The organism is Rhodococcus sp. UYP9, from assembly GCF_040547235.1.
Taxonomy (GTDB): Bacteria; Actinomycetota; Actinomycetes; order Mycobacteriales; family Mycobacteriaceae; genus Rhodococcoides.
On record NZ_JBEPPH010000001.1, the window covers coordinates 350,670 to 371,652 of the forward strand.

Annotated in this window: 20 protein-coding genes; 8 read left to right on the forward strand and 12 right to left on the reverse strand. The window is 63.9% G+C overall.

Going from position 1 to position 20,983, the window contains the following annotated elements:
* Nucleotides 1-121: 121 nt before the first annotated feature.
* Both ABIB36_RS01705 and ABIB36_RS01710 read left to right on the forward strand, forming a co-directional pair.
* Nucleotides 122-1,243, forward strand: coding sequence for an isochorismate synthase (locus tag ABIB36_RS01705; RefSeq protein WP_084347050.1), 1,122 nt, complete (start codon nt 122-124; stop codon nt 1,241-1,243).
* A complete protein-coding gene (locus tag ABIB36_RS01710) occupies nt 1,240-2,004 on the forward strand; it encodes a 2,3-dihydro-2,3-dihydroxybenzoate dehydrogenase (RefSeq protein ID WP_084347049.1) in 765 nt (254 codons plus the stop codon). The genes ABIB36_RS01705 and ABIB36_RS01710 overlap by 4 nt, the downstream gene beginning before the upstream one ends.
* A gap of 10 nt (nt 2,005-2,014) precedes the next feature.
* Here ABIB36_RS01710 and ABIB36_RS01715 read toward each other — a convergent pair whose 3' ends face one another.
* Genes ABIB36_RS01715 through ABIB36_RS01730 form a run of 4 tightly spaced genes read right to left on the reverse strand, consistent with a single transcriptional unit; the run spans nt 2,015 to nt 5,358 of the window.
* Nucleotides 2,015-2,818 carry an ABC transporter ATP-binding protein gene (locus tag ABIB36_RS01715; protein ID WP_084347048.1) on the reverse strand — a complete coding sequence of 268 codons (804 nt, stop codon included), beginning with the start codon at nt 2,816-2,818 and terminating at the stop codon, nt 2,015-2,017.
* Complete coding sequence (locus ABIB36_RS01720; RefSeq protein WP_084347047.1) at nt 2,815-3,876, reverse strand: FecCD family ABC transporter permease; 1,062 nt, start codon at nt 3,874-3,876, stop codon at nt 2,815-2,817. The genes ABIB36_RS01715 and ABIB36_RS01720 overlap by 4 nt, the downstream gene beginning before the upstream one ends.
* Entirely contained in the window at nt 3,873-4,931 is a 1,059-nt protein-coding gene (locus ABIB36_RS01725; RefSeq protein ID WP_084347046.1) for a FecCD family ABC transporter permease, read from the reverse strand. Before ABIB36_RS01725 ends, ABIB36_RS01720 begins: the two co-directional genes overlap by 4 nt.
* Before the next feature lie 7 nt (nt 4,932-4,938).
* Entirely contained in the window at nt 4,939-5,358 is a 420-nt protein-coding gene (locus tag ABIB36_RS01730; RefSeq protein WP_084347045.1) for an HIT family protein, read from the reverse strand.
* A gap of 52 nt (nt 5,359-5,410) precedes the next feature.
* On the opposite strand from ABIB36_RS01730, the gene ABIB36_RS01735 reads away from it, so the two are divergent.
* The gene (locus ABIB36_RS01735; RefSeq protein ID WP_084347044.1) at nt 5,411-6,214 is read left to right on the forward strand and encodes an HAD-IIA family hydrolase; all 804 of its coding nucleotides are present in this window, start codon (nt 5,411-5,413) and stop codon (nt 6,212-6,214) included.
* Here ABIB36_RS01735 and purB read toward each other — a convergent pair.
* A complete protein-coding gene (gene purB, locus ABIB36_RS01740) occupies nt 6,200-7,618 on the reverse strand; it encodes an adenylosuccinate lyase (RefSeq protein WP_373270537.1) in 1,419 nt (472 codons plus the stop codon). The genes ABIB36_RS01735 and purB overlap by 15 nt on opposite strands.
* Nucleotides 7,619-7,719: 101 nt before the next feature.
* Nucleotides 7,720-8,355: a TetR/AcrR family transcriptional regulator gene (locus ABIB36_RS01745; protein WP_354558968.1), complete on the reverse strand. Its 636-nt coding sequence runs from the start codon at nt 8,353-8,355 to the stop codon at nt 7,720-7,722.
* A 77-nt stretch (nt 8,356-8,432) separates the two neighbouring features.
* Here ABIB36_RS01745 and ABIB36_RS01750 point away from each other — a divergent pair, with 77 nt between their 5' ends.
* Complete coding sequence (locus tag ABIB36_RS01750; RefSeq protein ID WP_354558969.1) at nt 8,433-9,452, forward strand: threonine aldolase family protein; 1,020 nt, start codon at nt 8,433-8,435, stop codon at nt 9,450-9,452.
* Here the strand turns inward: ABIB36_RS01750 and ABIB36_RS01755 are convergent.
* On the reverse strand, nt 9,432-10,553 hold the full coding sequence (locus tag ABIB36_RS01755; RefSeq protein WP_354559288.1) for a pyridoxal phosphate-dependent aminotransferase: 1,122 nt from the start codon (nt 10,551-10,553) through the stop codon (nt 9,432-9,434). The genes ABIB36_RS01750 and ABIB36_RS01755 overlap by 21 nt on opposite strands.
* Before the next feature lie 94 nt (nt 10,554-10,647).
* On the opposite strand from ABIB36_RS01755, the gene thiM reads away from it, so the two are divergent.
* The gene (thiM, locus tag ABIB36_RS01760) at nt 10,648-11,478 is read left to right on the forward strand and encodes a hydroxyethylthiazole kinase (RefSeq protein WP_084347040.1); all 831 of its coding nucleotides are present in this window, start codon (nt 10,648-10,650) and stop codon (nt 11,476-11,478) included.
* Nucleotides 11,479-11,560: 82 nt separating this feature from the next.
* Nucleotides 11,561-12,397: a DUF559 domain-containing protein gene (locus ABIB36_RS01765; protein ID WP_084347039.1), complete on the forward strand. Its 837-nt coding sequence runs from the start codon at nt 11,561-11,563 to the stop codon at nt 12,395-12,397.
* 71 nt (nt 12,398-12,468) lie between these two features.
* Here the strand turns inward: ABIB36_RS01765 and purD are convergent, their stop codons facing one another.
* The 3 genes from purD to ABIB36_RS01780 are packed head-to-tail and all read right to left on the reverse strand — an operon-like array spanning nt 12,469 to nt 16,927.
* Complete coding sequence (gene purD, locus ABIB36_RS01770; RefSeq protein ID WP_354558970.1) at nt 12,469-13,719, reverse strand: phosphoribosylamine--glycine ligase; 1,251 nt, start codon at nt 13,717-13,719, stop codon at nt 12,469-12,471.
* Nucleotides 13,720-13,760: 41 nt separating this feature from the next.
* Nucleotides 13,761-15,740, reverse strand: coding sequence for a glycosyltransferase family 39 protein (locus ABIB36_RS01775; RefSeq protein ID WP_502944859.1), 1,980 nt, complete (start codon nt 15,738-15,740; stop codon nt 13,761-13,763).
* A complete protein-coding gene (locus tag ABIB36_RS01780; protein ID WP_084347036.1) occupies nt 15,683-16,927 on the reverse strand; it encodes a bifunctional glycosyltransferase family 2/GtrA family protein in 1,245 nt (414 codons plus the stop codon). The genes ABIB36_RS01775 and ABIB36_RS01780 overlap by 58 nt, the downstream gene beginning before the upstream one ends.
* 80 nt (nt 16,928-17,007) lie before the next feature.
* Here ABIB36_RS01780 and ABIB36_RS01785 point away from each other — a divergent pair, with 80 nt between their 5' ends.
* Both ABIB36_RS01785 and ABIB36_RS01790 read left to right on the forward strand, forming a co-directional pair.
* Nucleotides 17,008-17,433, forward strand: coding sequence for an HIT family protein (locus ABIB36_RS01785; RefSeq protein ID WP_084347116.1), 426 nt, complete (start codon nt 17,008-17,010; stop codon nt 17,431-17,433).
* A gap of 17 nt (nt 17,434-17,450) precedes the next feature.
* Entirely contained in the window at nt 17,451-18,824 is a 1,374-nt protein-coding gene (locus tag ABIB36_RS01790) for an MFS transporter (RefSeq protein ID WP_354558972.1), read from the forward strand.
* A 7-nt stretch (nt 18,825-18,831) separates the two neighbouring features.
* Here ABIB36_RS01790 and ABIB36_RS01795 read toward each other — a convergent pair whose 3' ends face one another.
* Both ABIB36_RS01795 and ABIB36_RS01800 read right to left on the reverse strand, forming a co-directional pair.
* Nucleotides 18,832-20,235 (reverse strand): HAMP domain-containing sensor histidine kinase, encoded by a 1,404-nt coding sequence (locus ABIB36_RS01795; RefSeq protein ID WP_502944860.1) that lies wholly within the window; start codon nt 20,233-20,235, stop codon nt 18,832-18,834.
* Nucleotides 20,232-20,930, reverse strand: coding sequence for a response regulator transcription factor (locus ABIB36_RS01800; RefSeq protein WP_084347035.1), 699 nt, complete (start codon nt 20,928-20,930; stop codon nt 20,232-20,234). The genes ABIB36_RS01795 and ABIB36_RS01800 overlap by 4 nt, the downstream gene beginning before the upstream one ends.
* Nucleotides 20,931-20,983 lie beyond the last annotated feature (53 nt).

Sequence of the window (20,983 nt, forward strand, 5' to 3'; positions counted from 1 at the left end):
ATCCTTTATCGGGTCGGAGTGAACGTAGCCTAACCTATTGTCGGCAGATAAGTTTAGGCTACGCATACCCAACCGGTCCGCGAGTCGACGGATCCAAGCGACAAGAAAAAGAGGTACGCGAATGGGCTCTCGCACCGCCGTCCACACCACCACCGGACGGTTCGTTCTCTCACGCCCACACAGCTCGGCCTCAGCTCAGGGACTGCGCGCCCAGTACGACAGCGTTGCCGCGGCCGAAGCTGCGCTGCGCTCGGGAGAAGTCCCGGCGATCGTCGGCGCGCTCCCCTTTTCGAAGCAGGCACACTGCGCGCTGTACGCACCGGAAGTGTTCACCGTGACGCAGCAGCCGTGGAGTCCGAAGTCCGAATACTCCTCTCTGCCAACGTTCGTCCTCGCCTCCCCTCTCGATGACAGCGAGCACACCGACCGAGTCCGAACCGCACTCGACGTCCTCCGAGAGCCTTCGACGCCCCTGCAGAAGGTGGTCCTGGCACGTACGCTGACCCTGATCGCAGACGGCACAGTCGATCCGACCACTGTTCTGGCGGCCCTGATAGCGGGGACACCCGACCGCAACGGATATTGCGTCGACCTGAGCGCCGCCGGCGGCCCCTACGTAGGCAGAACCCTCGTCGGATCGAGCCCGGAGGTCCTTGTTCGCCGTCGGGGGACGGTGGTCACGTGTCACCCACTGGCTGGATCTGCCCCTCGCCACCCGGACGCGGCGCGCGATCGCGAGAACGGGCGCAGTCTGACCGAGTCGAACAAGGACCGACGCGAACACGCCTTCGTCGTCGATGCAATCAGGGACTCGCTCGCCCCCTTCTGCAGCGAGCTGGACATACCGCCGGAGCCGACCCTGGCGCACACCCCTCAACTCTGGCACCTGGGCACTCCGATACGCGGCGAACTTCGTGATCCATCCACTACTGCACTCGATCTCGCACGCGCACTGCATCCCACACCCGCTGTGTGTGGGACACCCACCGACCTCGCGTACCGCACGATCGAGGAACTCGAGGGTGAGCGTGGCTTCTACGCAGGCACCGTCGGGTGGTGCACTGCGGACGGGGACGGCGAATGGATGGTGGCCATCCGTTGCGCCGAGATCAGCAGCGATCGAAAACGTTTGACGGCCTATGCAGGTGGAGGAATCGTCGCCGAATCGGACCCGGACACCGAATTGCGAGAGACGGTAACCAAGTTCGGAACTCTCCTCGGCGCTCTCGGGGTGGCACTGTGACTGTCGCGGTCGTGGTCGGAGCGGGCAACGGAATCGGCCGCGCTGTCGCGATATCGCTCGCGCAGGCAGGCCACGACCTGGCACTGATCGATATCGACGCAGACGGTATGACGCAGACGGCGTCGCAGATCGCCGGGGTGGCCACCACCCATGTAGTAGACGTGCGCGACGCCGACGCCGTCCTCGCGGCGGTCACTGCGATCGAAGAGTCCGCCGGGCCGATCACCGCACTCGCCCATGTTGCAGGCATTCTCGACACCGGATCCATCTTGGACTCCGATGTCGAAGACTGGCGGGCCATGTTCGAGGTCAACGTGTTCGGGCTGCTCAACGTCGTCCGAGCCGTCGGCCGATCGATGCGTGAGCGACGGGCCGGTTCCATCGTCGTAGTCGGATCCAACGCTGCGGGTGTACCGCGCATGTCGATGGGCGCCTACGGTTCCTCGAAAGCAGCGTCCACCATGCTGACCCGCGTACTCGGCTTGGAATTGGCCCCGTACGGAATTCGCGCGAACATCGTCGCTCCCGGTTCGACCGATACCGACATGCAACGCTCGATGTGGGCGGACCCGACCGACATGTCCTATGCACGGCCCGTCATCGACGGTGATCTCGCGACCTACAAGAACGGAATCCCGCTGGGCCGCATAGCCTCTCCAGAGGACATCGCCGACGCTGTCGAGTTCCTGCTGTCGGATCGAGCCCGCCACATCACCATGCAGTCGCTCTACGTCGACGGCGGCGCCACGCTGCGAGCATGACCGGCATCCATCACGACGGTCGTGAGCGCGCGAGCGGAATGACCAATGGCGTGAGCGACTCCGGATCTTCGATGATGCGACACGGCAACCCGAAGACCGCCTCCACCAGCTCTGCGGTGATGACCTCCGCAGGATTACCGCGAGTGACCACCGCGCCGTCCTTCATCGCGATGATGTGATCGGCATAGCGGCACGCGTGATTGAGATCGTGCAGCACAGCGACCATCGTGGTGCCCTGATCTCGATTGAGTTGCGCGCACAGATCGAGAAGGTCTATCTGATGCGCGATGTCGAGGAACGTCGTCGGTTCGTCGAGCAACATCAACGGGGTTTGCTGGGCGAGAACCATTGCCACCCAGACTCGCTGACGCTGCCCCCCGGACAACTCGTCGACCAGCCGCCCAGAGAGGTCGCTCACCCCGGTCGCGTTCATCGCGAACACGACAGCAGCTTCGTCATCCCGCGACCACTGCCTGATCAGCCTCTGATGCGGATAACGGCCGCGTGCAACGAGATCCGCAACCGAGATACCATCCGGCGCGATGGACGTCTGCGGTAGCAGCCCGAGGCGTCGGGCAACTTCCTTGGCCGGATACGAGGAGATCGCCTTGCCGTCCAGAAGTACTGTCCCGACCGTCGGTTTCAACAACCGCGACAGTGCTCGCAGCAGCGTCGATTTGCCACTCGCATTGGGACCGACGATAACGGTGAACTTACCGTCCGGAATCTCCACGGTCAGCCCCTCACTGACGATGCGCTTGTCGTATCCGATCGTGACTTCGTCCGCATGCAAGCGCGGCTTCTTTCCGGTCACTGTTTTCTACCTTCCCGAGCCAACAACCACACGAAATATGCGCCACCGATGGACACTGTCACGACACCGACCGGCAACTGCGTCGGCGCGAATATGCGCTGCGCGGCATAGTCACTGACGAGCAGTAGCAATGCACCCATCACCGCCGACGGAATCAGCGCGACACCCGCGGTCTTGGTCAACCGTCGTGCCAGCTGCGGCGCAGCGAGTGAGATGAACGAGATCGGACCGGCCACTGCCGTGACGAGCGCGGTCAGCGCCACCCCGAGAACGATGAGAATCAGCCGCGTCGGCTCCGCCCGGATACCGAGCGCTTTCGCGGCGTCGTCGCCCATCTCGAGCATCCGTAGGCGCCCCGCGAAGATGGCCAGCAGCGGTGTGAGAACGATCAACACGATCACCACCGGAAATACCTGCCCCCAGCTGAGACCGTTGAGAGTCCCCGCGCCCCACACCGCTGCGGCCAGGGCATCGGAGAGATCGGCTTTGACGATCAACCACGTGTTGACCGACGCCAGGATCGCGCTGATCGCAATTCCGACGATGATCAGCCGAAATCCTTGCACCCCACGTTTGAAAGCGAGGACGTACACCACTGCGGCGGTAGAGATCCCACCGACGAAGGCGCCCACACCGGTCGGATAGTAGCCGCCTCCCAGCGCGAGGATCACGATCAGCGCACCGGTGTACGAGCCGGTGTCGAAGCCGATGATGTCAGGGCTTCCCAACGGATTTCGTGTCAGCGATTGGAATATCGCACCCGACACACCCAGCGCGCCACCGAGAAGCAAAGCCAGGGCCACCCGCGGGAATCGCCACTGCATGACGATCAGTTCGGTGAACCGCCCGGCATCGGAAAACACCGCGGCCAGTACTTCGCCCGGCGGGATGTAGTAGTCACCGGTGCCGAGCGCGAGGACCGCGACGGCGAGCGATACGAGCGCCAGAATGCCGCAGACCACCACGGTGCGGATGTCTACCCGCCCGCTGAGCTTGTCGCCGGCAACGCGAAGGATGCGGACTCGGCGACCGAAGTCGACCTCGGTCTCGGTCGTCACAGCCCACTGACTTTCTTGCGGCGCACTAGAAAGATGAGCACCGGCGCTCCGACGAATGCGGTCACGATCCCGACCTGCAGTTCGCCAGGCCTGATGACCAGGCGCCCGACGATGTCGGACAGCAGCAGCAGGCACGGCGCCGCCGCCACTGTGTACAGCAGGATCCACCGCTGATCGGGTCCGACGAACCACCGAACCATGTGCGGAATCATCAAGCCGACGAAGCCGATCGGACCTGCGGCCGCCGTCGCAGCACCGGCCAGAAGAGTGACTGCAACGACGCCGATCACCCGGGTGCTGTTCACCTTCGCACCCAGCGACCGAGCGAGGTCGTCACCGAGCGCAAGTGCGTTGAGGGGTCGCGCAATGACGAGTGCGAGCACCGAACCGACGATGACGAACGGCAAGATAGCAAACGAAATGTCGAGTCCGCGGCCTGCCAGCGAACCAGCGCCCCACAAGCGCATCTTGTCGAACGCATCGGGATCGAGCAGCAGCATGCCGGAGGTGATACCCCCGAGCACCGCGGACAACGCAATTCCGGACAGCGTGAGCCTGATCGGAGTCGCGCCGGCTCGTGACATGGACCCGAGTGCATACACCGCTACCGTCGCGAGGATGGCGCCGAGGAACGCGAACCAGATGTAGGACCAGATCCCGGTGAATCCGAGCATGCCGACCGCGAGTGCGACGAAGAAGGCCGCACCGGCGTTGACTCCGAGGATGCCCGGGTCCGCCAACGGGTTACGCGTCATAGCCTGAATGAGCGCGCCGCTGACACCGAGAGCGACACCGACGATCAACCCCAGCACGGTCCGCGGAACGCGAATCTCGCGGATGATGACGTGGTTGCTCGACTCGTCGAAGTGGAACACAGCATCCCAGACCTCGCTCGGCGGAATGTACTTGGTGCCGACCGCGATGCTGAGCAGACAGATCGCGGCAAGAACGCCGAGCAGAACGAGAAGGCCGAGAGCGCGGCGCGAGTTCGTCTCGGCGAGCCCACCGGATTGTTCGAGCCTGTCGGCCTCATCGGTCTTCGTTGCCGCAGGCATGGATCAGTTACCCCAGAGCGTTCGCGATATGTGCAGCCTGGGTGTCGAGCTCGGCGCGTTCTGGAGAAGTCGGTCGGGCACGAAGACCGAACCCGTCACCCGAGGTACGCGGAATGACATGAAGATGGACATGGAAGATTTCCTGGCCCGCGATTTCACCGTCCGCAAGAAAAAGGTTCACCCCCGCGCACCGAGGGTCGCTCGCTCGTAGCGCCGCCGCGATCTTCTGCCCGACGACGAACAGATGACCGCCGGTGTCCGGCTCCAACTCCGCCAACGAGCGAGCCTGCTTCTTCGGGACCACCAGAACGTGCCCACGCGTGACCGGCCGGATGTCCATGAACGCGATGACCACGTCGTCCTCGTAGACGCGAGACGATTCCGCGTTCCCTGCAATGATTTCGGCAAAGATCGTATAAGGGTTCACAAAGAGACAGTCTAGAACTGCACCAGAACGGTGCTGCGACTAAAGTCTGACCATGAGTATCTTGGGCGGAGTTCTGTTCGACATCGACGGGGTGCTCGTCACCTCGTGGAAGCCGATCCCGGGTGCCCGCGAGACTCTCGACTATCTCGACCGCAAGGACATCGCCCGAGCCTTTCTGACGAACACCACCTCGAAAACTCGCACACAGATCGCGGAGTCGTTGTCGGGAGTAGGTCTGCCGGTCCATGCGGACGACATCGTCACCGCTGCAAGCCTCACCGCGGACCACCTGCGCGAAACCTACCCGGACGCTTCCGTGGTACTCGTCAACAACGGCGATATCGCGGTCGACATGCCGGGAATCGAGTTCGTCGACGAGTCGTCGACGAACGATCCCGACGTCGTCGTCGTCGGCGGAGCCGGACCCGAATTCACCCATGAGCGCCTGAGCCGGGTCTACGACTGGATGTGCCGGGGCATCCCTGTCGTCGCAATGCACCGAAGTCTCATGTGGACCACAGGTGCCGGACTTCGCATCGACACCGGAATGTATCTCGTCGGCATGGAGAAAGCATCCGGGCATACTGCACAGGCCATCGGAAAGCCTGCGCCACTTGGCTTTCAGACCGCGGCAGAAAGAATGGGCGCCGACCCGGTCGACGTCGTCATGGTCGGTGACGACATCGACAACGACGTACTCGCAGCCCAGGTCGTCGGCATGACCGGTGTCCTGGTCCGCACCGGAAAGTTCCGCCAGGACACCCTCGACCGCCGAGCCAAGAACGAGTTCGGCATGCAGCCGAATCACATCATCGGTTCGGTGGCCGATCTGCCGGAGCTACTAGAGAATCGGTGACGGGGAGTACTTCGCAGCCTCCGGGAACTGCGCGATCAGCGTCTCGACGTCCGAGACGACGGCCGCGACCTGCGATTCCGCCGAGCCGATGAACGCCGACTTGTCGGCAAGAGCGGCGTCGAGAGCAGGGCGATCGAGCGGGATGCGGTCATCGGCGGCGAGGCGATCCAGCAGATCCGGATCCTGCCCCTGCTCCCGCATCGCGAGTGCGACAGCGACAGCGTGTTCCTTGATGGCCTCGTGTGCCGTTTCGCGACCGACCCCGGCGCGAACCGAAGCCATGAGGACCTTCGTCGTGGCGAGGAACGGCAGGTAGCGCGTGAGTTCCTTGGCGATGACGGCCGGATACGCACCGAACTCGTCGAGCACCGTCAGGAAGGTCTCGATCATGCCGTCTATCGCGAAGAACGCATCCGGTAGCGCGACGCGGCGGACGACCGAACAGAAGACGTCGCCCTCGTTCCACTGAGCGCCTGCGAGTTCTGCCGCCATCGATCCGTAACCGCGCAACACCACCTGCAGGCCGTTGACGCGTTCACACGAACGCGTGTTCATCTTGTGGGGCATCGCCGAAGAGCCGACCTGACCGGGCTGGAAGCCCTCGGTCACGAGCTCGTGGCCTGCCATCAGCCGAACCGTATGCGCGAACGAGGAAGGTGCGGCTCCGATCTGAACGAGCGCGGACACGACGTCGTGGTCGAGCGAGCGAGGGTAGACCTGACCGACGCTGGTGAGCACGTGCCGGAACCCGAGGTGGTCGGCGACGATGCGCTCGAGTGCGGTCAACTTCGAGGCGTCTCCCCCGAACAGATCCAGCATGTCCTGCGAAGTGCCCATCGGGCCCTTGATACCGCGAAGGGGGTAACGCGCGATCAGCTCCTGCATTCGAGCGAGGCCGATCAACAGTTCGTCCGCCGCCGACGCGAAGCGTTTGCCGAGGGTCGTTGCCTGTGCGGCAACATTGTGACTACGCCCTGCCATCACGAGGGAGGAGTATTCCGCGGCGCGTTCGGCGAGCCGGGCAGCAACCGCCACGCCGTGACTGTGGACGTGTTCCATCGAGCGAAGAATCTGCAGCTGCTCGACGTTCTCGGTCAGGTCACGAGAAGTCAAACCTTTGTGGATGTGCTCGTGGCCCGCGAGTGCGTTGAACTCCTCGATACGGGCCTTGACGTCGTGGCGGGTGACACGCTCACGGGCAGCGATCGACGCGAGGTCGACGGTGCCGATCACGTTCTCGTAGTCGTTGATCGCGGCAGTGGGCACATCGACACCGAGCGTGGCCTGCGCTTTGAGAACGGCCAACCACAGCTGGCGCTCGAGGACGATCTTATGCTCCGGAGACCACAGGTTCACCAGTTCTTTGCTCGCATAACGGGTGGCCAGGACATTCGGAATAGTCACGAGAGGCAAGTTTACGCAGGAGTGGAGCCTGCGGAACGACCAGGTAGGTCAGGAGTGGAGCCTGCGGAACGACCAGGTAGTTCAGTCAGGTGGACGTGCGTTCATTGTGCGGGGGCCACGACGTCGATGACTCTCAGCAACATGCTTCGTGCCATCGTTCGGGGTTCCGGGTCGACTTCGCCGAGAGCGCCGACCACGACGCCGTCGACGACGGCCACGAGCCGTCGTAGTTGCAGTTCGTCGACGATGCGTCCGGAGCGTCGCAGGACGTCGGTGAGCAGGTCGTCGATCTGGGCGCGCAGCCGCAGCTGCACTTCCCGCAGTTCGGGATGGCGCGCCGAGGCGATGAATCTTTCGTAGCGTGCGATGAGCCGTTCGCGCCCTTCGATCGCGTCGTCTTCCGGCCCGATGAGCAGGTCCACGATCAGGTCGACTGTCGATTCGACGTCTTGGTCGAGATTTCCGAGTTCGTCGATCCGTCCCCTCATCACCGAGAGTTCGCGGTTGCCCAGTATTTCCACGGCGCAGGCTATGAGGTCGGCCAGCGAGTGGAAGTAGTACGTCGTCGATGCGAGCGGAAGGTCTGCGCGGGTTGCGACTGCGCGGTGGCGCACCGCGTCGAATCCGCCCTCTACCAGGAGTTCAGCGGCGGCAGACGCCAATGCGTGTCGTCGACGCTCCCCTTTCGGGGTTGCGCCCGACACCTTGATTGTTGGCCCTGCAGGTGCTTCTGGCATTTGAAAGCCATCGTGCCAGGCATGGGCTTCTCCGCTGGGGCAAACGGGCCATTCGATCGTGTGGAATCGTGAACTTCATGCAACACAGAACTATCGACCTTCGCTCCGATACGGTGACTCGTCCGGATGCGGCCATGCGGGCTGCGATGGCCGACGCCGAGGTCGGTGACGATGTCCTCGACCACGACCCGACGATGGCGCGGTTGGAAGAACGCGTCGCGTCGATGCTCGGGTACGAGGCCGCACTGTGGGTCCCGAGCGGTTCGATGGGCAATATCATCGCGCTGATGCTGCACTTGCGACGTGGTGATGCGTTTCTGGCGCCGGAGCATTCTCATGTTCTCGGGTCCGAGTTGGGGACGGCAGCGTGGTTGGCGCAGGGAATGCCGTCGGCGCTGCCACACGACGGCGGCCCCGGGCGTCCGAGCCCTGCGACCGTGACGGCGTCGGCAGGCGGACCTGGGCCGTACTTCACCCTGAACACCACACTGCTGTGTCTGGAGAACTCTCATAACTTCGCCGGCGGTGCAGTGTTCGGACCGGAGGAATGGAATGCACTGCTGGCCGCGGCTCGTAGCGCAGGCCTGCTCGTGCATCTCGACGGGGCGCGCGTGTGGAATGCGGCCGTCGCGCAGGGTGTGCACCCCCGCGAATTGACCGTCGGCGCCGACACCGTCCAGGTGTGCCTGAGCAAGGGCCTCGGCGCACCCGTCGGGTCGATGCTCGTATCCGATTCGGCCCGCATCACCGAGGCTCGACGCGTCCGCAAGATGCTCGGCGGGGGCGTTCGTCAAGGCGGAATTCTCGCAGCGGCAGGGCTGGTGGCGCTGGACAATCTCGACTCGCTCGCCGCCGACCACGACAACGCTCGACTGCTGGCAGAGGGGCTACGGGAGCGGGGTTGGGATGTGATGGACCCTGATACGAACATCGTGCTCGCGGCGTCGGCCGACCCCGTCGCAAGCGTCTCCGAGCTCGCCGAGAAGGGCATCGGCGCCGTCACCGTTGCCGGCAAAGTCCGATTCGTGACGCATCGCGACGTGTCCGACGCCGATATCAGCGACGCCCTCTCACGTCTACAGGCTCTGCGCGCGTAAGGCCGGCGCCAGGCGCGCCAATGCCTCCCGCATGTGCTCGGTGGTACCTGCGAACGAGAATCGAACGGTGTGGTGCCCCGCCACGGTGTCGAAGTCGACGCCGGGGGCAAGTGCCACACCCGTCGTCGCGAGCACGTTCTCGCACCACGCCCGTGAGTCCTGGGTCAGGTGCCCGATGTCGGCGTACGCGTAGAACGCCCCGTCCGCAGGCGCGAGATCGGTGATCCCGCCGGCAGCCAAACCGTCGAGCAGGATCGTGCGGTTGACGGCGTAGCGGCGCACGTGAGCGTCGAGTTCGGTGCGTGATTCCTCGGTGAACGCGGCAATGGCCGCTACCTGTGAGATCGCGGGCGGGCAGACGGTCATGTTCGATGCCAGTCGCTCCACCGCCCGGTGCAAGGTCCGCGGCAACAGCATCCAGCCCAGCCGCCAGCCCGTCATCGAAAAGTACTTGGACACCGAGCCGATCACTACCGATTCCCTCGACGTCTCCCAGGCACTCGACGTCCGAGCATCACCGTAGGAGATGCCGTGATAGATCTCGTCGGAGATCAGCAACGTTTCGTGCTCGTCACACCAGCGTGCGATCGCGGCGAGTTCGTCGGCGTCGATGATGGTGCCCGTCGGATTGGCGGGACTGGCGATGATCAACCCTGCGGGCGGTTCCGGCAGCGCGTCGAGCATCGCGACCGTCGGCTGAAATCTGGACTCGATCCCGCAGTCCAATTCCACGACCCGACACCCGAGCGCAGCGAGAGTATTGCGGTAGGCCGGGTACCCGGGCCGAGCCATGACCACGGTGTCGCCGGCGTCGAAGGCCGCCAGAAACAGCAGCGTGAACGCCCCCGACGAGCCAGTCGTCACTACGACGTCGTCGGCATGTACCGGGACGCCTGCCTCGTGCGCGTGATGCCGGGCGATGGCTTCGCGCAGCGGCAGGATGCCGAGTGTCTCGGTGTACCCGAGTATATGCGTGTCGAGGGTCTCCCGTGCCGCCCGAAGTACCGGAGCTGGCGCCGACGTCGACGGTTGCCCGGCGGCCAGGGAGAGTACGTCGCCGTGCGTGCGCGCTCGCAGGGCAGCGGCCTTGAAAACGTCCATCACGTGAAACGGCTCGATCTTGGATCTGTTCGACTCTGTGCGCACACTTCGAGGCTAGCCCGCGGTGAAAAGCACCCAGTGAAAGACTCTACGAATGCCGGAATCGACGACCTGCCCCACTGTGACCGACGTAGCGAATGCCCTCGATGCACTCCGCTCGTCGACTCCGCTGGTGCAATCACTGACCAACGTGGTGTCCGCCAACTTCGTCACCAATGTTCTGCTCGCCGCCGGGGCCAGCAACGCGCACATCGACAACGTCCACGAGGCTGCGGGATTCGCCTCGGTAGCTTCCGGAGTTCTCGTCAACTTGGGCACCCCCGACGATGGAACCGCTGCCGCCTTCACGCTGGCAGCGGAGGCTGCCCGGGCCGCAGGCACGCCGTGGGTCCTAGATCCGGTGGGCGTCGGCGGACTACCGTGGCGGACCGAACTCGCCGCCGGACTCTTGACGCTCGAACCCACCGCAATTCGCGGGAACGCGTCGGAGATCATCGCACTTGCGGGGCTCGGCAACTTCGCGCGCGGAGTCGACAGTGCTTCCGATTCCGAGGCCGCGGTTCCAGCAGCAGTGGCGCTGCTCGAGTTCGCGCTGGTGGTGTCGGCGTCCGGTCCGGTCGACTACATCGTCGGACGAAGCGACGCCGGGCCCGTTGGTGTGAAGGTCGGTGGAGGTAGCCCACTTCTGACCAAGGTCACCGCTACTGGATGTTCGCTCGCAGCGCTCGTGGCCGCGTACCTCAGCGTGTCACCGACACCGTTGATCGGAATGACGTCGGCACACGCACACGTGGCGGTCGCATCGGAACTGGCAGCAGAAAACGCCTGCGGCCCAGGCACTTTCGCCGTCGCCTATCTCGACGCGTTGGCTTCGGTGACCCCGGACGACATGCGTTCGGCCATTGTCGAACCGTTGATGCTCTAGCCCCATCCACAGGCAGGGCTGTTATCCACAGATCTCGTTTCGAGCCCCCGCCAGTGTCGAAAACGGTGCACCGTTCTTTGGCATGGGGGTGTACACACGCATGCAGCTCGAAGAATCGGGTATCGGTCGATCCGGTATCACCCGACGGATGCGTAGCGGCAGCATGATCCGGTTGCTGCCTGGCATCTATTCGGACCCGGAACCGTCGTACTACGACCTGTGTCTGGCGACGACTCTATGGCGCGAAGATGCAGTGTTGAGCCACCTCAGTGCCGCGTGGTTGTGGGATCTACTCGACACCGAGCCCACAGTCGTTCATGTGACTCTGTCAAGGGACTCGCGGATCAACGGGCCGGGCTGGCTGAAAGTACACCGACGCTCGGTGTCGCCCGAAGAGCACCGAGGATTCCAGGTCGTATCGGCGGTGCAGTGCTTCGTCGATGTGGCCGCCGCGATGCAGGGTCTGCCTTTGGAACAGTTCTTCGACCGGTGCATCTCCTCACGTGTGTCGTGGAGAGATGTCACCGACCACTGTGAGTCCGCCAAAGGAATGACGGGCATGCGAGAGGTTCGTCGGCAGCTCGAGAAATGTTGTCCGGGAACCTGGTCGGAGCCAGAGCGCCTGGTGGCGCGGGCTGTGTTGGCACGCGGTATTCGGATGGAGATCAACACGGCGTTGGGCCGATACATCGTCGACTTGGCCTGTCGGCCGGCGCGGGTGATCGTCGAAATCGATGGGCGCCAGTTCCACATAGATCCGCGGGCATTCGACAACGACCGCGTACGGCAGAACACGCTGGTGCTGGACGGCTGGTTGGTGCTGAGGTTCTCTGCAGCGACGGTGAACCGCGATCTGGATCGAGTTGCCGATCAAATAACCGCGGTGGTGCGGCGCCGTAGAAAGAGCAGGGGTGCATGAAGCTCCACTATTGTGCGAAATCTACCGAAATCGGGAAATTTCGCGCAATAGTGGAGCAAAATTCACGGGCCTCACAAAGAGATGCGCCCCTCGAGGGCTGTGAGGCCGATATCGGTGCGAAAGTGGCTACCCGGCAACCGGATCGACTCGATCTTCGAGTACGCATCCGCCCGGGCAGCAGCGAGATCGGCGCCGGAACCCACTACGCTGAGCACCCGGCCGCCCGCGGAGACGACCTTGCCCTCGTGCGTCGCGGTACCTGCGTGGAAAACGCCACGGCCCTCGGCGCCGGTGATCGCATCTCCGGTGCGCGGACGGCCGGGGTAGTTCTCCGCAGCCAGGACGACGGTGACCGCGGCGCCGTCTTTCCATTGCAAAGGCGCCAAGGAGGCCAGCGTCCCGGTAGCTGTCGCGTTCAACGCCTCACCGAGAGGAGAATCGAGCAATTCGAGAACTGCCTGCGTCTCGGGATCACCGAAGCGACAGTTGAACTCGACCACTGCGGGGCCGTCGACGCCGATCGCGAGGCCCGCGTACAGCAGACCGGAGAACGGGCAGCCGCGCTTGACCATCTCGGCGGCGACGGGCTCAACGACCTCGCTGACGATCTGGTCCACGACGGCCTGTGGAAGCCACGGAAGCGGGGTGTACGCCCCCATGCCGCCGGTGTTAGGTCCGGTGTCACCGTCGCCGACACGCTTGTGGTCTTGCGCCGGCAACAGTGGCACCACCGTCTCGCCGTCGACGAGGCAGAACAGCGACACCTCGGGTCCGTCGAGGAAGGATTCGAGCAAAACGGGGTGTCCGGTTTCGAGGAGTTCGGCGGCGTGATCGCGGGCGACGAGCCGATCGGTGGTGACCACGACGCCCTTGCCTGCCGCGAGCCCATCGTCCTTGACAACCCAGTTGGGTCCGAATCGGTCGAGTGCCGCATCGAGCTTCGCGGGTGAATCGACGATCTCACTGTGCGCTGTTCGGACGCCCGCCACAGCCATGACGTCTTTGGCGAACGCCTTCGAGCCTTCGATACGAGCAGCTGCTGCAGATGGTCCGAAGGTGGCGATCCCGGCCTCGCGCAATGCGTCGGCGACACCCAGCACGAGCGGAACTTCCGGGCCGATGACGACCAGATCCGCTTCGAGGGTGCGAGCCAGTTCGGTGACCGCCGCACCCGAGGCGACATCGACGGGGTGTTGCTCGGCGAGCTTCGCCGTCCCTGCATTACCTGGAGCGACCAGCAGCTTGCTGACCTTGGGGTCCTTGCTCAGAGCAAGGAGGAGGGCGTGCTCACGAGCACCGGAACCTATGACGAGTACGCGCACAGTGGACAAGAGTATCGGCTCGACCCGCTCGGAGCGAAAACTCAGCTACTCAGGTCGTACAACGTGACGCTGTCCACCGTGGTCGCGGTGTAGTTGGCCGCCACCCATTCCGCTATCTCGGACGAAGTTCCGGTGCTGTTGCCACCCATACCGCCGCCTGCGATGAAGTAGTGGATATCGCCGTCGGCAACGTACTGCTGGAATTCGGCGAGCGTCGGCGACGGGTCGCTGCCGTTGAATCCACCGATCGCCATGACCGGGTCCTCGGTGGCCAGTTGGTAGCCGGAGGCAGTATTGGAGCCGACTGCTGCCGCGACCCAGGTGTAAGACTGCGCCTCGGCATCGAGAAGCGAGATGATGGCCTCGGTCGGTGTGCTCGCCGACAGCAAACCACCTCCCCCGCCGCCGGGAAATGCTTCCGCGCCCGGAAAAGCGCCCGGAAAAGCGCCCGGGGGTTGTCTGGCTGGGTCACCCTCACGCATGTCGCGGTCACCGCGCATACCGCCACCGAAGCCTCCCATCCCGCCGGCATCGGGTCCGGCGGAGACGATGGAACCGGTGTGCGGGGTTGCGAGAGTGTCGACGGTGTAGGCGGTGGGACCTGCCAGTCCTGCGAACACCACGGCGAGAATCGAGGCGAGCGCCAGCTTTCCGCGTGTCATGGCCGGAATCAGTACGAGCACTGCCCCTGAGATGCCGACGCCGAGGATCGTCCAGCGAAGCCACGGCTGGAAGTCGGCGCTGCGCCCCAACAGAACCCATGCCATCACTACCGCGGCGAGGGTGGCCACCGCCATGCCGATCCGGACCCAGTACCGATCGCGATTGCGCCATGCGAGCACACTGCCTGCGCCGATCGAGGCGGCGATCGCTGGGGCAAGTGCAACTGTGTAATACGAGTGAAAGATGCCGGCCATGAAGCTGAACGTCAATCCGGTCACCAGCAACCACAGTCCCCATACTGCCAGCGCTGCGCGCTGCGGATCTTCTCGACCGACTTTGCCGCGCAGAATAATTCCCAGTACGACAAGAATCAGTGCGGACGGAATCAGCCACGCGATCTGACCTCCCTGAGAGGCGTCGAACATGCGGGTGATGCCGGTTTCACCCCACATACCGCCGCCTGCGCCGCCGGTCCCGGGACCTGCTGCACCGCCCGGAGTCACACTGCCGGTCTCGTTACCACTCAGGCGACCGAGTCCGTTGTAACCCAAGGTGAGTTCGAGGATCGAATTGTTCTGTGAGCCACCGATCCACGGCCTCGACGACGCGGGCCACAGCTCGACGATCAGGAGCCACCAGCCGGCGGAGACGATCGCGGCACCGAGGGCGGCGAACAACTGTAGGAGCCGCCGACCGAGCTTCGGTGGGCCTGCGAACAGGTAGACCAGCGCGATCGGCGGGATCACGAGCATCACTTGCAACTGTTTGGTCAAGAATCCGAAGCCGACGAATACGCCGGTGAGCACGAGCCATCGAGTACGGCCGTCCTCGACTGCACGCATCGACGCCCACACCGCCGCGACCATCAGTAGTACGAGCAGCGCGTCGGGGTTGTCGAAGCGGAACATCAGGGCAGCAACGGGAGTGACCGCCAGCGTCAGACCTGCGAGAAGCCCTGCTGCAGAACCGAATTGTCTTCGAATCGTTGCCCACAGCAACGACACGGAACCGACACCGAGCAACGCCTGTGGAATCAGCATCGCCCACGAATCGAGTCCGAAAATTCGAACCGACAGCGACATCAGCCACAGTGACATCGGTGGTTTGTCGACGGTGATCGAGTTCGCCGCGTCGGAAGAGCCGAAGAAGAACGCCTTCCAGGACACCGACCCTGCCTGTATTGCAGCGGAGTAGAACGAATTGGCCCAGCCGGACGCTCCGAGGCCCCAGATGTAGGCGACGGCAGTGCCGACGAGGAGCGCGCCGAGACCGATCCACTCCCAGCGGCGACTCGACGCCCTCACTGTGCCGCCTCTCCGCCGGTACGGAAAACCCAACGGAGGGCGACGAATCGACATACCGTTGCGACGAGATTCGCCACCACGAGAACGGCAAGTTCGAGGTGCCGGGATGCTCCTGGTACCCACGCGTGCAGTAACGCCAGTGCACCACTGGTCAGGAGTAGGGCGAAGGCGAAGACGATCAATCCCTGAATCTGATGCTTGCCTGCGCTTTTGGAGCCACGAATCCCGAACGTGAAGGCTCGATTTGCCGCAGTGTTGAACACTGCGGTGATCAGTAGGCCGAAGAAGTTCGCGGCCTGCGCACCGATCAGTGGATGCAGGATCAGATACAGCAGTGCGTACGCTGCGGTGCTCGACACCCCGATGATGCCGAACCTGACCAGCTGTCCGACCATGCCGTGCGGCACACCTCGCACCAGAGGCTCCCGTCCGAGGCTTGTGCGCAACTCGGCGATCGGCAGGGCGCCGGAGGCGAGGGCTCTCCCGACCCGCCAGCACCCCTGCAGATCCTTGATTGCAGTGTCGAGAATGTCGACGCTGCTGTCGGGGTCGTCGACCCAATCCACCGGAACTTCGTGAATACGAAGTCCGACCTTCTCGGCGATGACGAGCAGTTCGGTGTCGAAGAACCAACCGGTGTCCTGAACGAGCGGCAGTAGCTCGTGGGCGACGTCCGCCCGGATGGCTTTGAATCCGCACTGCGCATCCGAGAAACGTGCGCGTAGCGATGTGCGCAGAATCAGGTTGTAACTCCGTGAGATCATTTCGCGTTTCGCGCCACGCACCACCCGCGAGGATCGGTTGAGTCGAGATCCGATCGCGAGGTCGGAGTGTCCGGACACGAGCGGTGCGATGAGCGGCATCAACGCATTGAGATCGGTGGAGAGGTCCACGTCCATGTAGGCCACGACGTCGGCTTCGGACGCCGACCACGCTGCCTTCAGCGCACGCCCGCGTCCCCGGTCGTTCAGGTGATGGACGCGGACTCCGTCGATGTCTGCGGCCAGGGAATGTGCGACGGCGAGGGTCCGGTCTGTGCTGGCGTTGTCGGCGATCGTGATCTGGGCGCGAAAGGGAATGTTCGCATCGAGATGTTCGTGTAGCCGTCGAACGCATTGTTCGAGATCGTCTTCCTCGTTGTACACGGGAATGACCACCTCGAGTGTGGCGGTGGCCGTCGAGTTCGACTCTCGGCCGTATTCTTCGTTCCATCCGGCTCGAAGTAGTGAGTTCGATGTCATGGCACCAGGTTCGGGCCTCGACCTGCGACGTCCCTGCCACCGAGCTGGCAATCAGCTGTGATCCGCCTATCCTTGCAACTATGGCATCGGTCTTCAGCAAGATAATCAGCGGTGAGATTCCGGGACGATTCGTGTGGCAGGACGAGGATGTCGTGGCGTTTCTGACTATTGCCCCGGTCACTCCAGGTCACACGCTCGTCGTTCCTCGCGAGGAAATCGACCAGTGGCAGGACGTCGACGGCGCCACCTTCGCCAAGATCACGGCAGTCGCCCAGATCATCGGCACAGCGGTGCGGTCGGCGTTCGATGCACCGAGGGCCGGTCTGTTGATTGCCGGGCTCGAGGTTCCGCACCTACACCTGCACGTGTTCCCTGCGTACGACATGCGCAACTTCGACATCTCCGGAGCAGACCCGAACCCGTCACCGCAGTCGCAGGACGAGGCCGCGGAGAAGCTGCGTGCCGCGCTCCGCGAGTGCGGCCACGGCGCCAACGTTCCTACCTGATCGGCCGAGCACACATCGTGACCCTGACCGACTCTGCCGTCGACCAACGACGGTCTCTCTCGATCGCCGCCCTCGGCACCCTGCTCACTCTCGTCGCATTCACCGCGCCGCTTGCGACGATCAACTCCACCGCCGCCACACTCGGCAGCGACACCGCCGGTAAGACCTGGATTCTCAGTTCCATGAGCATCGGGCTCAGTGCAGCACTGCTCACCACCGGAACGCTGGCCGACGATTTCGGGAGGCGTCGCACGTTCGTTCTCGGCACGCTCGTGCTGGCCGTCGCGTCGGTGATGTGCGCCGTGTCGCCGAATACGGTGATCTTCGTTCTTGCTCGCGTGCTGCAAGGGCTGGGCGGCGCCGCCGTGATCGCGTCGAGCCTTGGAATCATTGCGCATACTCACCCGGCAGGTCCACGACGGGCACACGCCAGTGGTGTCTGGGGCGCCAGCCTCGGCGCCGGAATCGCACTCGGCCCGCTCCTGGTCGCGACGCTCGATCGGCTGGCAACGTGGCGCGACGCGTATTGGCTCGTCGCGGTCGTAGCGGCTCTGCTCGCCGTCGCCGCGAATCGACTCGTGCGGGAGTCGACGTCGGATACCCCTCGTGGACTCGATCCCACCGGCGCGCTTCTGCTGGCGTTCGGGTTGAGTGCTCTTCTCGCTGCCCTTGTCGAAGGGCGCCAAGGATGGGCGCGGCCTCTGCCGTTGAGTCTCTTCGCGGTATCGGCGGTGCTGTTGATCGTCTTCGTCGTCGTCGAACACCGAAGTCGCGCAGCAATGCTCGATCTGAAACTGTTCACCCAACCGGCGTTCGTCGCAGCTACTGTCGCGGCTGTCGTCACCGGTGCCGGGATTATCGCGCTGATGTCGTTCATGTCCGGATTTCTCGGTAACGCCTACAACATCGATGCGTTGGGCGCGGCCCTGTTGCTCTTCGCCTGGTCTGCTACGTCCGTCGTGACAGCCCTTCTCGCACGACATATTCCAGCCCGCGTCACCGGCAGTGTGCAACTGGCAGCAGGTCTGATCGGCGTTGCGATCGGACAACTCGCCCTGCTCGGTCTCTCGGTCGACTCGACCTGGCTTCGTCTTCTCCCGGGCCTGCTGTTCGCAGGTGTCGCGAGCGGAGTATTGAACGCAGCACTCGGACGTGAAGCGGTCGCGAGCGTCCCGGCCGGACGTGCCGGGATGGGCAGCGGCGCGAACAACACCGCCCGCTATGTCGGATCTGCGGTAGGGGTGACCGTGGTTGCGGTGTTGGCGGTGCCGCGAGGAACGAGTTCTCCTGCCGCGCTCGTCGAAGGCTGGAACTCCGCAGTCCTGTTCACGTCCTCGGTATCGGTAGCGGGCGCCCTGGTCGTGCTGCTCTGCAGGGGAAAGAAGAAGTAGCGCGGCCCTACCCGTCGACGCGCGGTAGTTCGACGCGGAAGGTCGCGCCCTGGCCCGGTGTGCTGTCGACGGTCACGGTCCCGCCGTGTGCGCTGACCAATGCGGCTACGATCGACAATCCGAGTCCGCTGCCACCGCTTTCGCGTGTGCGTGAGGAATCGGCGCGATAGAACCGTTCGAAGACGTGCGCGGATTCTTCTGCCGACAGTCCAGGACCGGTGTCGCGTACTTCCACCATCGCAGTCGTGTCGGTGGTTCCGACGCAGACCGTGATCTCGGCTTCCGCGGGGGTGTGCCGGATCGCATTGCTCATCAAGTTTCCCAGCACTTGACGCAGCCGGGCATCGTCGCCGCTGACCTCTGGAATACCAGGCCCAGGAAGCATTTTCAGGGAAATTGTGCGTTCCGGAGATACGGCTTTGGCATCGAGGACTGCGTCGGTCGCCACGGACAGCAGATCGACGGTGTTCATCTCGAGGGGCCGCTGAGCATCCAACCGCGCCAACATCAGCAGATCCTCGACGAGCAGGCCCATCCTGGCCGCTTCACCCTCGATCCTGTTCATCAGCAACGTGATATCGCTCATGGCGCCTTGGCGGTAGAGCTCGGCGAATCCTCTGATCGTCGTCAACGGCGTTCGCAGCTCATGGCTCGCGTCGGCGACGAAGCGTCGCATCTTGTCCTCCGAGGCGCGTGCCGCCTCCTCCGATGCTGCACTGGCCGCGAAGGCACGCTGGATCTGTGTCAGCATTCCGTTCAGGGCCGCCGACAGTTTGCCGATCTCAGTGCGCTCACTGCGTTCGGGAACGCGCTGGTGCAGGTCACCGGCCGCGATCGCGGCGGCAGTCTCCTCGACCTCGACGAGCGGCCGCAGACTGCGGCGAACGACGAAGTATGCGACGACGGCAAGCACTGCGAGAACCACTGCGCCGATGATCGTTTGGAGCACGATCAATCTGTCTACGGTAGTTTCGACCGCGATGAGCGGCTGTGCGACCAGAGTCGAACCGTTCTGGTTGCTGATCGTCAGCACACGCCATTCGGTGCCGCCGCCTTTCGACCCCACGGTAACCGGAGTTCCGATCGGGACACCGTCGGTGTCGGGAACGCCGATGTCTGCATCCGGTGTCAGCACGAATCTCGACTGCCCCGCAGGGTCGGTCACGTCGACGTAGAAGTCGCTCGGCGGTCGACCTTTCGACGCCGACGGCGGCGGCGGCGGCGGGCCGTCGAGACCCCGCGGTTCGGCCCAGGTGCGGGATGCCTCGACGAGAGACTGATCGACACGTCGGACCAGCGAGGTCTCGAGTGTCGACGTCACAGCGAGTCCCGACGCCAGAAGGCCGGCAGCGACGAGTAGAAGCAGCGCCGCCACCAGAGTGAATCGCAGTGGAATGTTGCGAAGTCTCACCGCGGCTGCCGCATGACGTAGCCGACGCCCCGAAGGGTGTGGATGAGAGGCTGGGCCCCGGTGTCGACTTTGCGACGCAGGTAGGACACGTACGATTCGACGACCCCGACCTCACCGCCGAAGTCGTAGTGCCACACGTGATCGAGAATCCGCGGCTTGCTGAGCACCGTGCCCGCATTGACCATGAAGTAACGCAGGAGTGTGAACTCGGTGGGTGAGAGCGAAACCGGTTCGCCTGCCTTCCACACTTCGTGAGTGTCGTCGTCGAGTTCGATGTCCGCGAAAGAGATTCGCGACGGCGGCGTCTCTTCCGTCTTTCCCGACCGCCGAAGAATGACGCGCAGGCGAGCAACGACCTCTTCGAGGCTGAACGGCTTGGTGACGTAGTCGTCGGCACCGAGAGTCAGTCCGCTCACCTTGTCCTCGACGGAATCACGGGCGGTGAGAAACAGCGCTGGTGCGTCGACGCCGTCTGCCCGTAGTCGACGAAGAAGCCCGAAGCCGTCCATGCCCGGCATCATGACGTCGAGGATCACCGCGTCGGGGCGAAAAGTTCTCGCCTTGTCCAGACCTTCCGGACCCGAAGCGGCAGTCTGGACCTCGAAGCCTTGGAATCGGAGACTGACCGACAGCAGTTCCCGAATCGTCGGTTCGTCGTCGACAACCAGTACACGAGCGTGCGGAGGATGGCTCACACCACCATCATGAACCGGACGCCTGCGCACTCGCTGGACGCTCGCTGTGATGT

Coding starts and splice junctions, on each gene's coding strand:
- ABIB36_RS01705 (WP_084347050.1), top strand. CDS start 122: ATGGGCTCTCGCACCGCCGTCCACACCACCACCGGACGGTTCGTTCTC.
- ABIB36_RS01725 (WP_084347046.1), bottom strand. CDS start 4,931: ATGCCTGCGGCAACGAAGACCGATGAGGCCGACAGGCTCGAACAATCC.
- ABIB36_RS01735 (WP_084347044.1), top strand. CDS start 5,411: ATGAGTATCTTGGGCGGAGTTCTGTTCGACATCGACGGGGTGCTCGTC.
- ABIB36_RS01745 (WP_354558968.1), bottom strand. CDS start 8,355: ATGCCAGAAGCACCTGCAGGGCCAACAATCAAGGTGTCGGGCGCAACC.
- ABIB36_RS01750 (WP_354558969.1), top strand. CDS start 8,433: ATGCAACACAGAACTATCGACCTTCGCTCCGATACGGTGACTCGTCCG.
- ABIB36_RS01755 (WP_354559288.1), bottom strand. CDS start 10,553: ATGGACGTTTTCAAGGCCGCTGCCCTGCGAGCGCGCACGCACGGCGAC.
- thiM (WP_084347040.1), top strand. CDS start 10,648: ATGCCGGAATCGACGACCTGCCCCACTGTGACCGACGTAGCGAATGCC.
- ABIB36_RS01765 (WP_084347039.1), top strand. CDS start 11,561: ATGGGGGTGTACACACGCATGCAGCTCGAAGAATCGGGTATCGGTCGA.
- ABIB36_RS01775 (WP_502944859.1), bottom strand. CDS start 15,740: ATGTCGATTCGTCGCCCTCCGTTGGGTTTTCCGTACCGGCGGAGAGGC.
- ABIB36_RS01780 (WP_084347036.1), bottom strand. CDS start 16,927: ATGACATCGAACTCACTACTTCGAGCCGGATGGAACGAAGAATACGGC.
- ABIB36_RS01785 (WP_084347116.1), top strand. CDS start 17,008: ATGGCATCGGTCTTCAGCAAGATAATCAGCGGTGAGATTCCGGGACGA.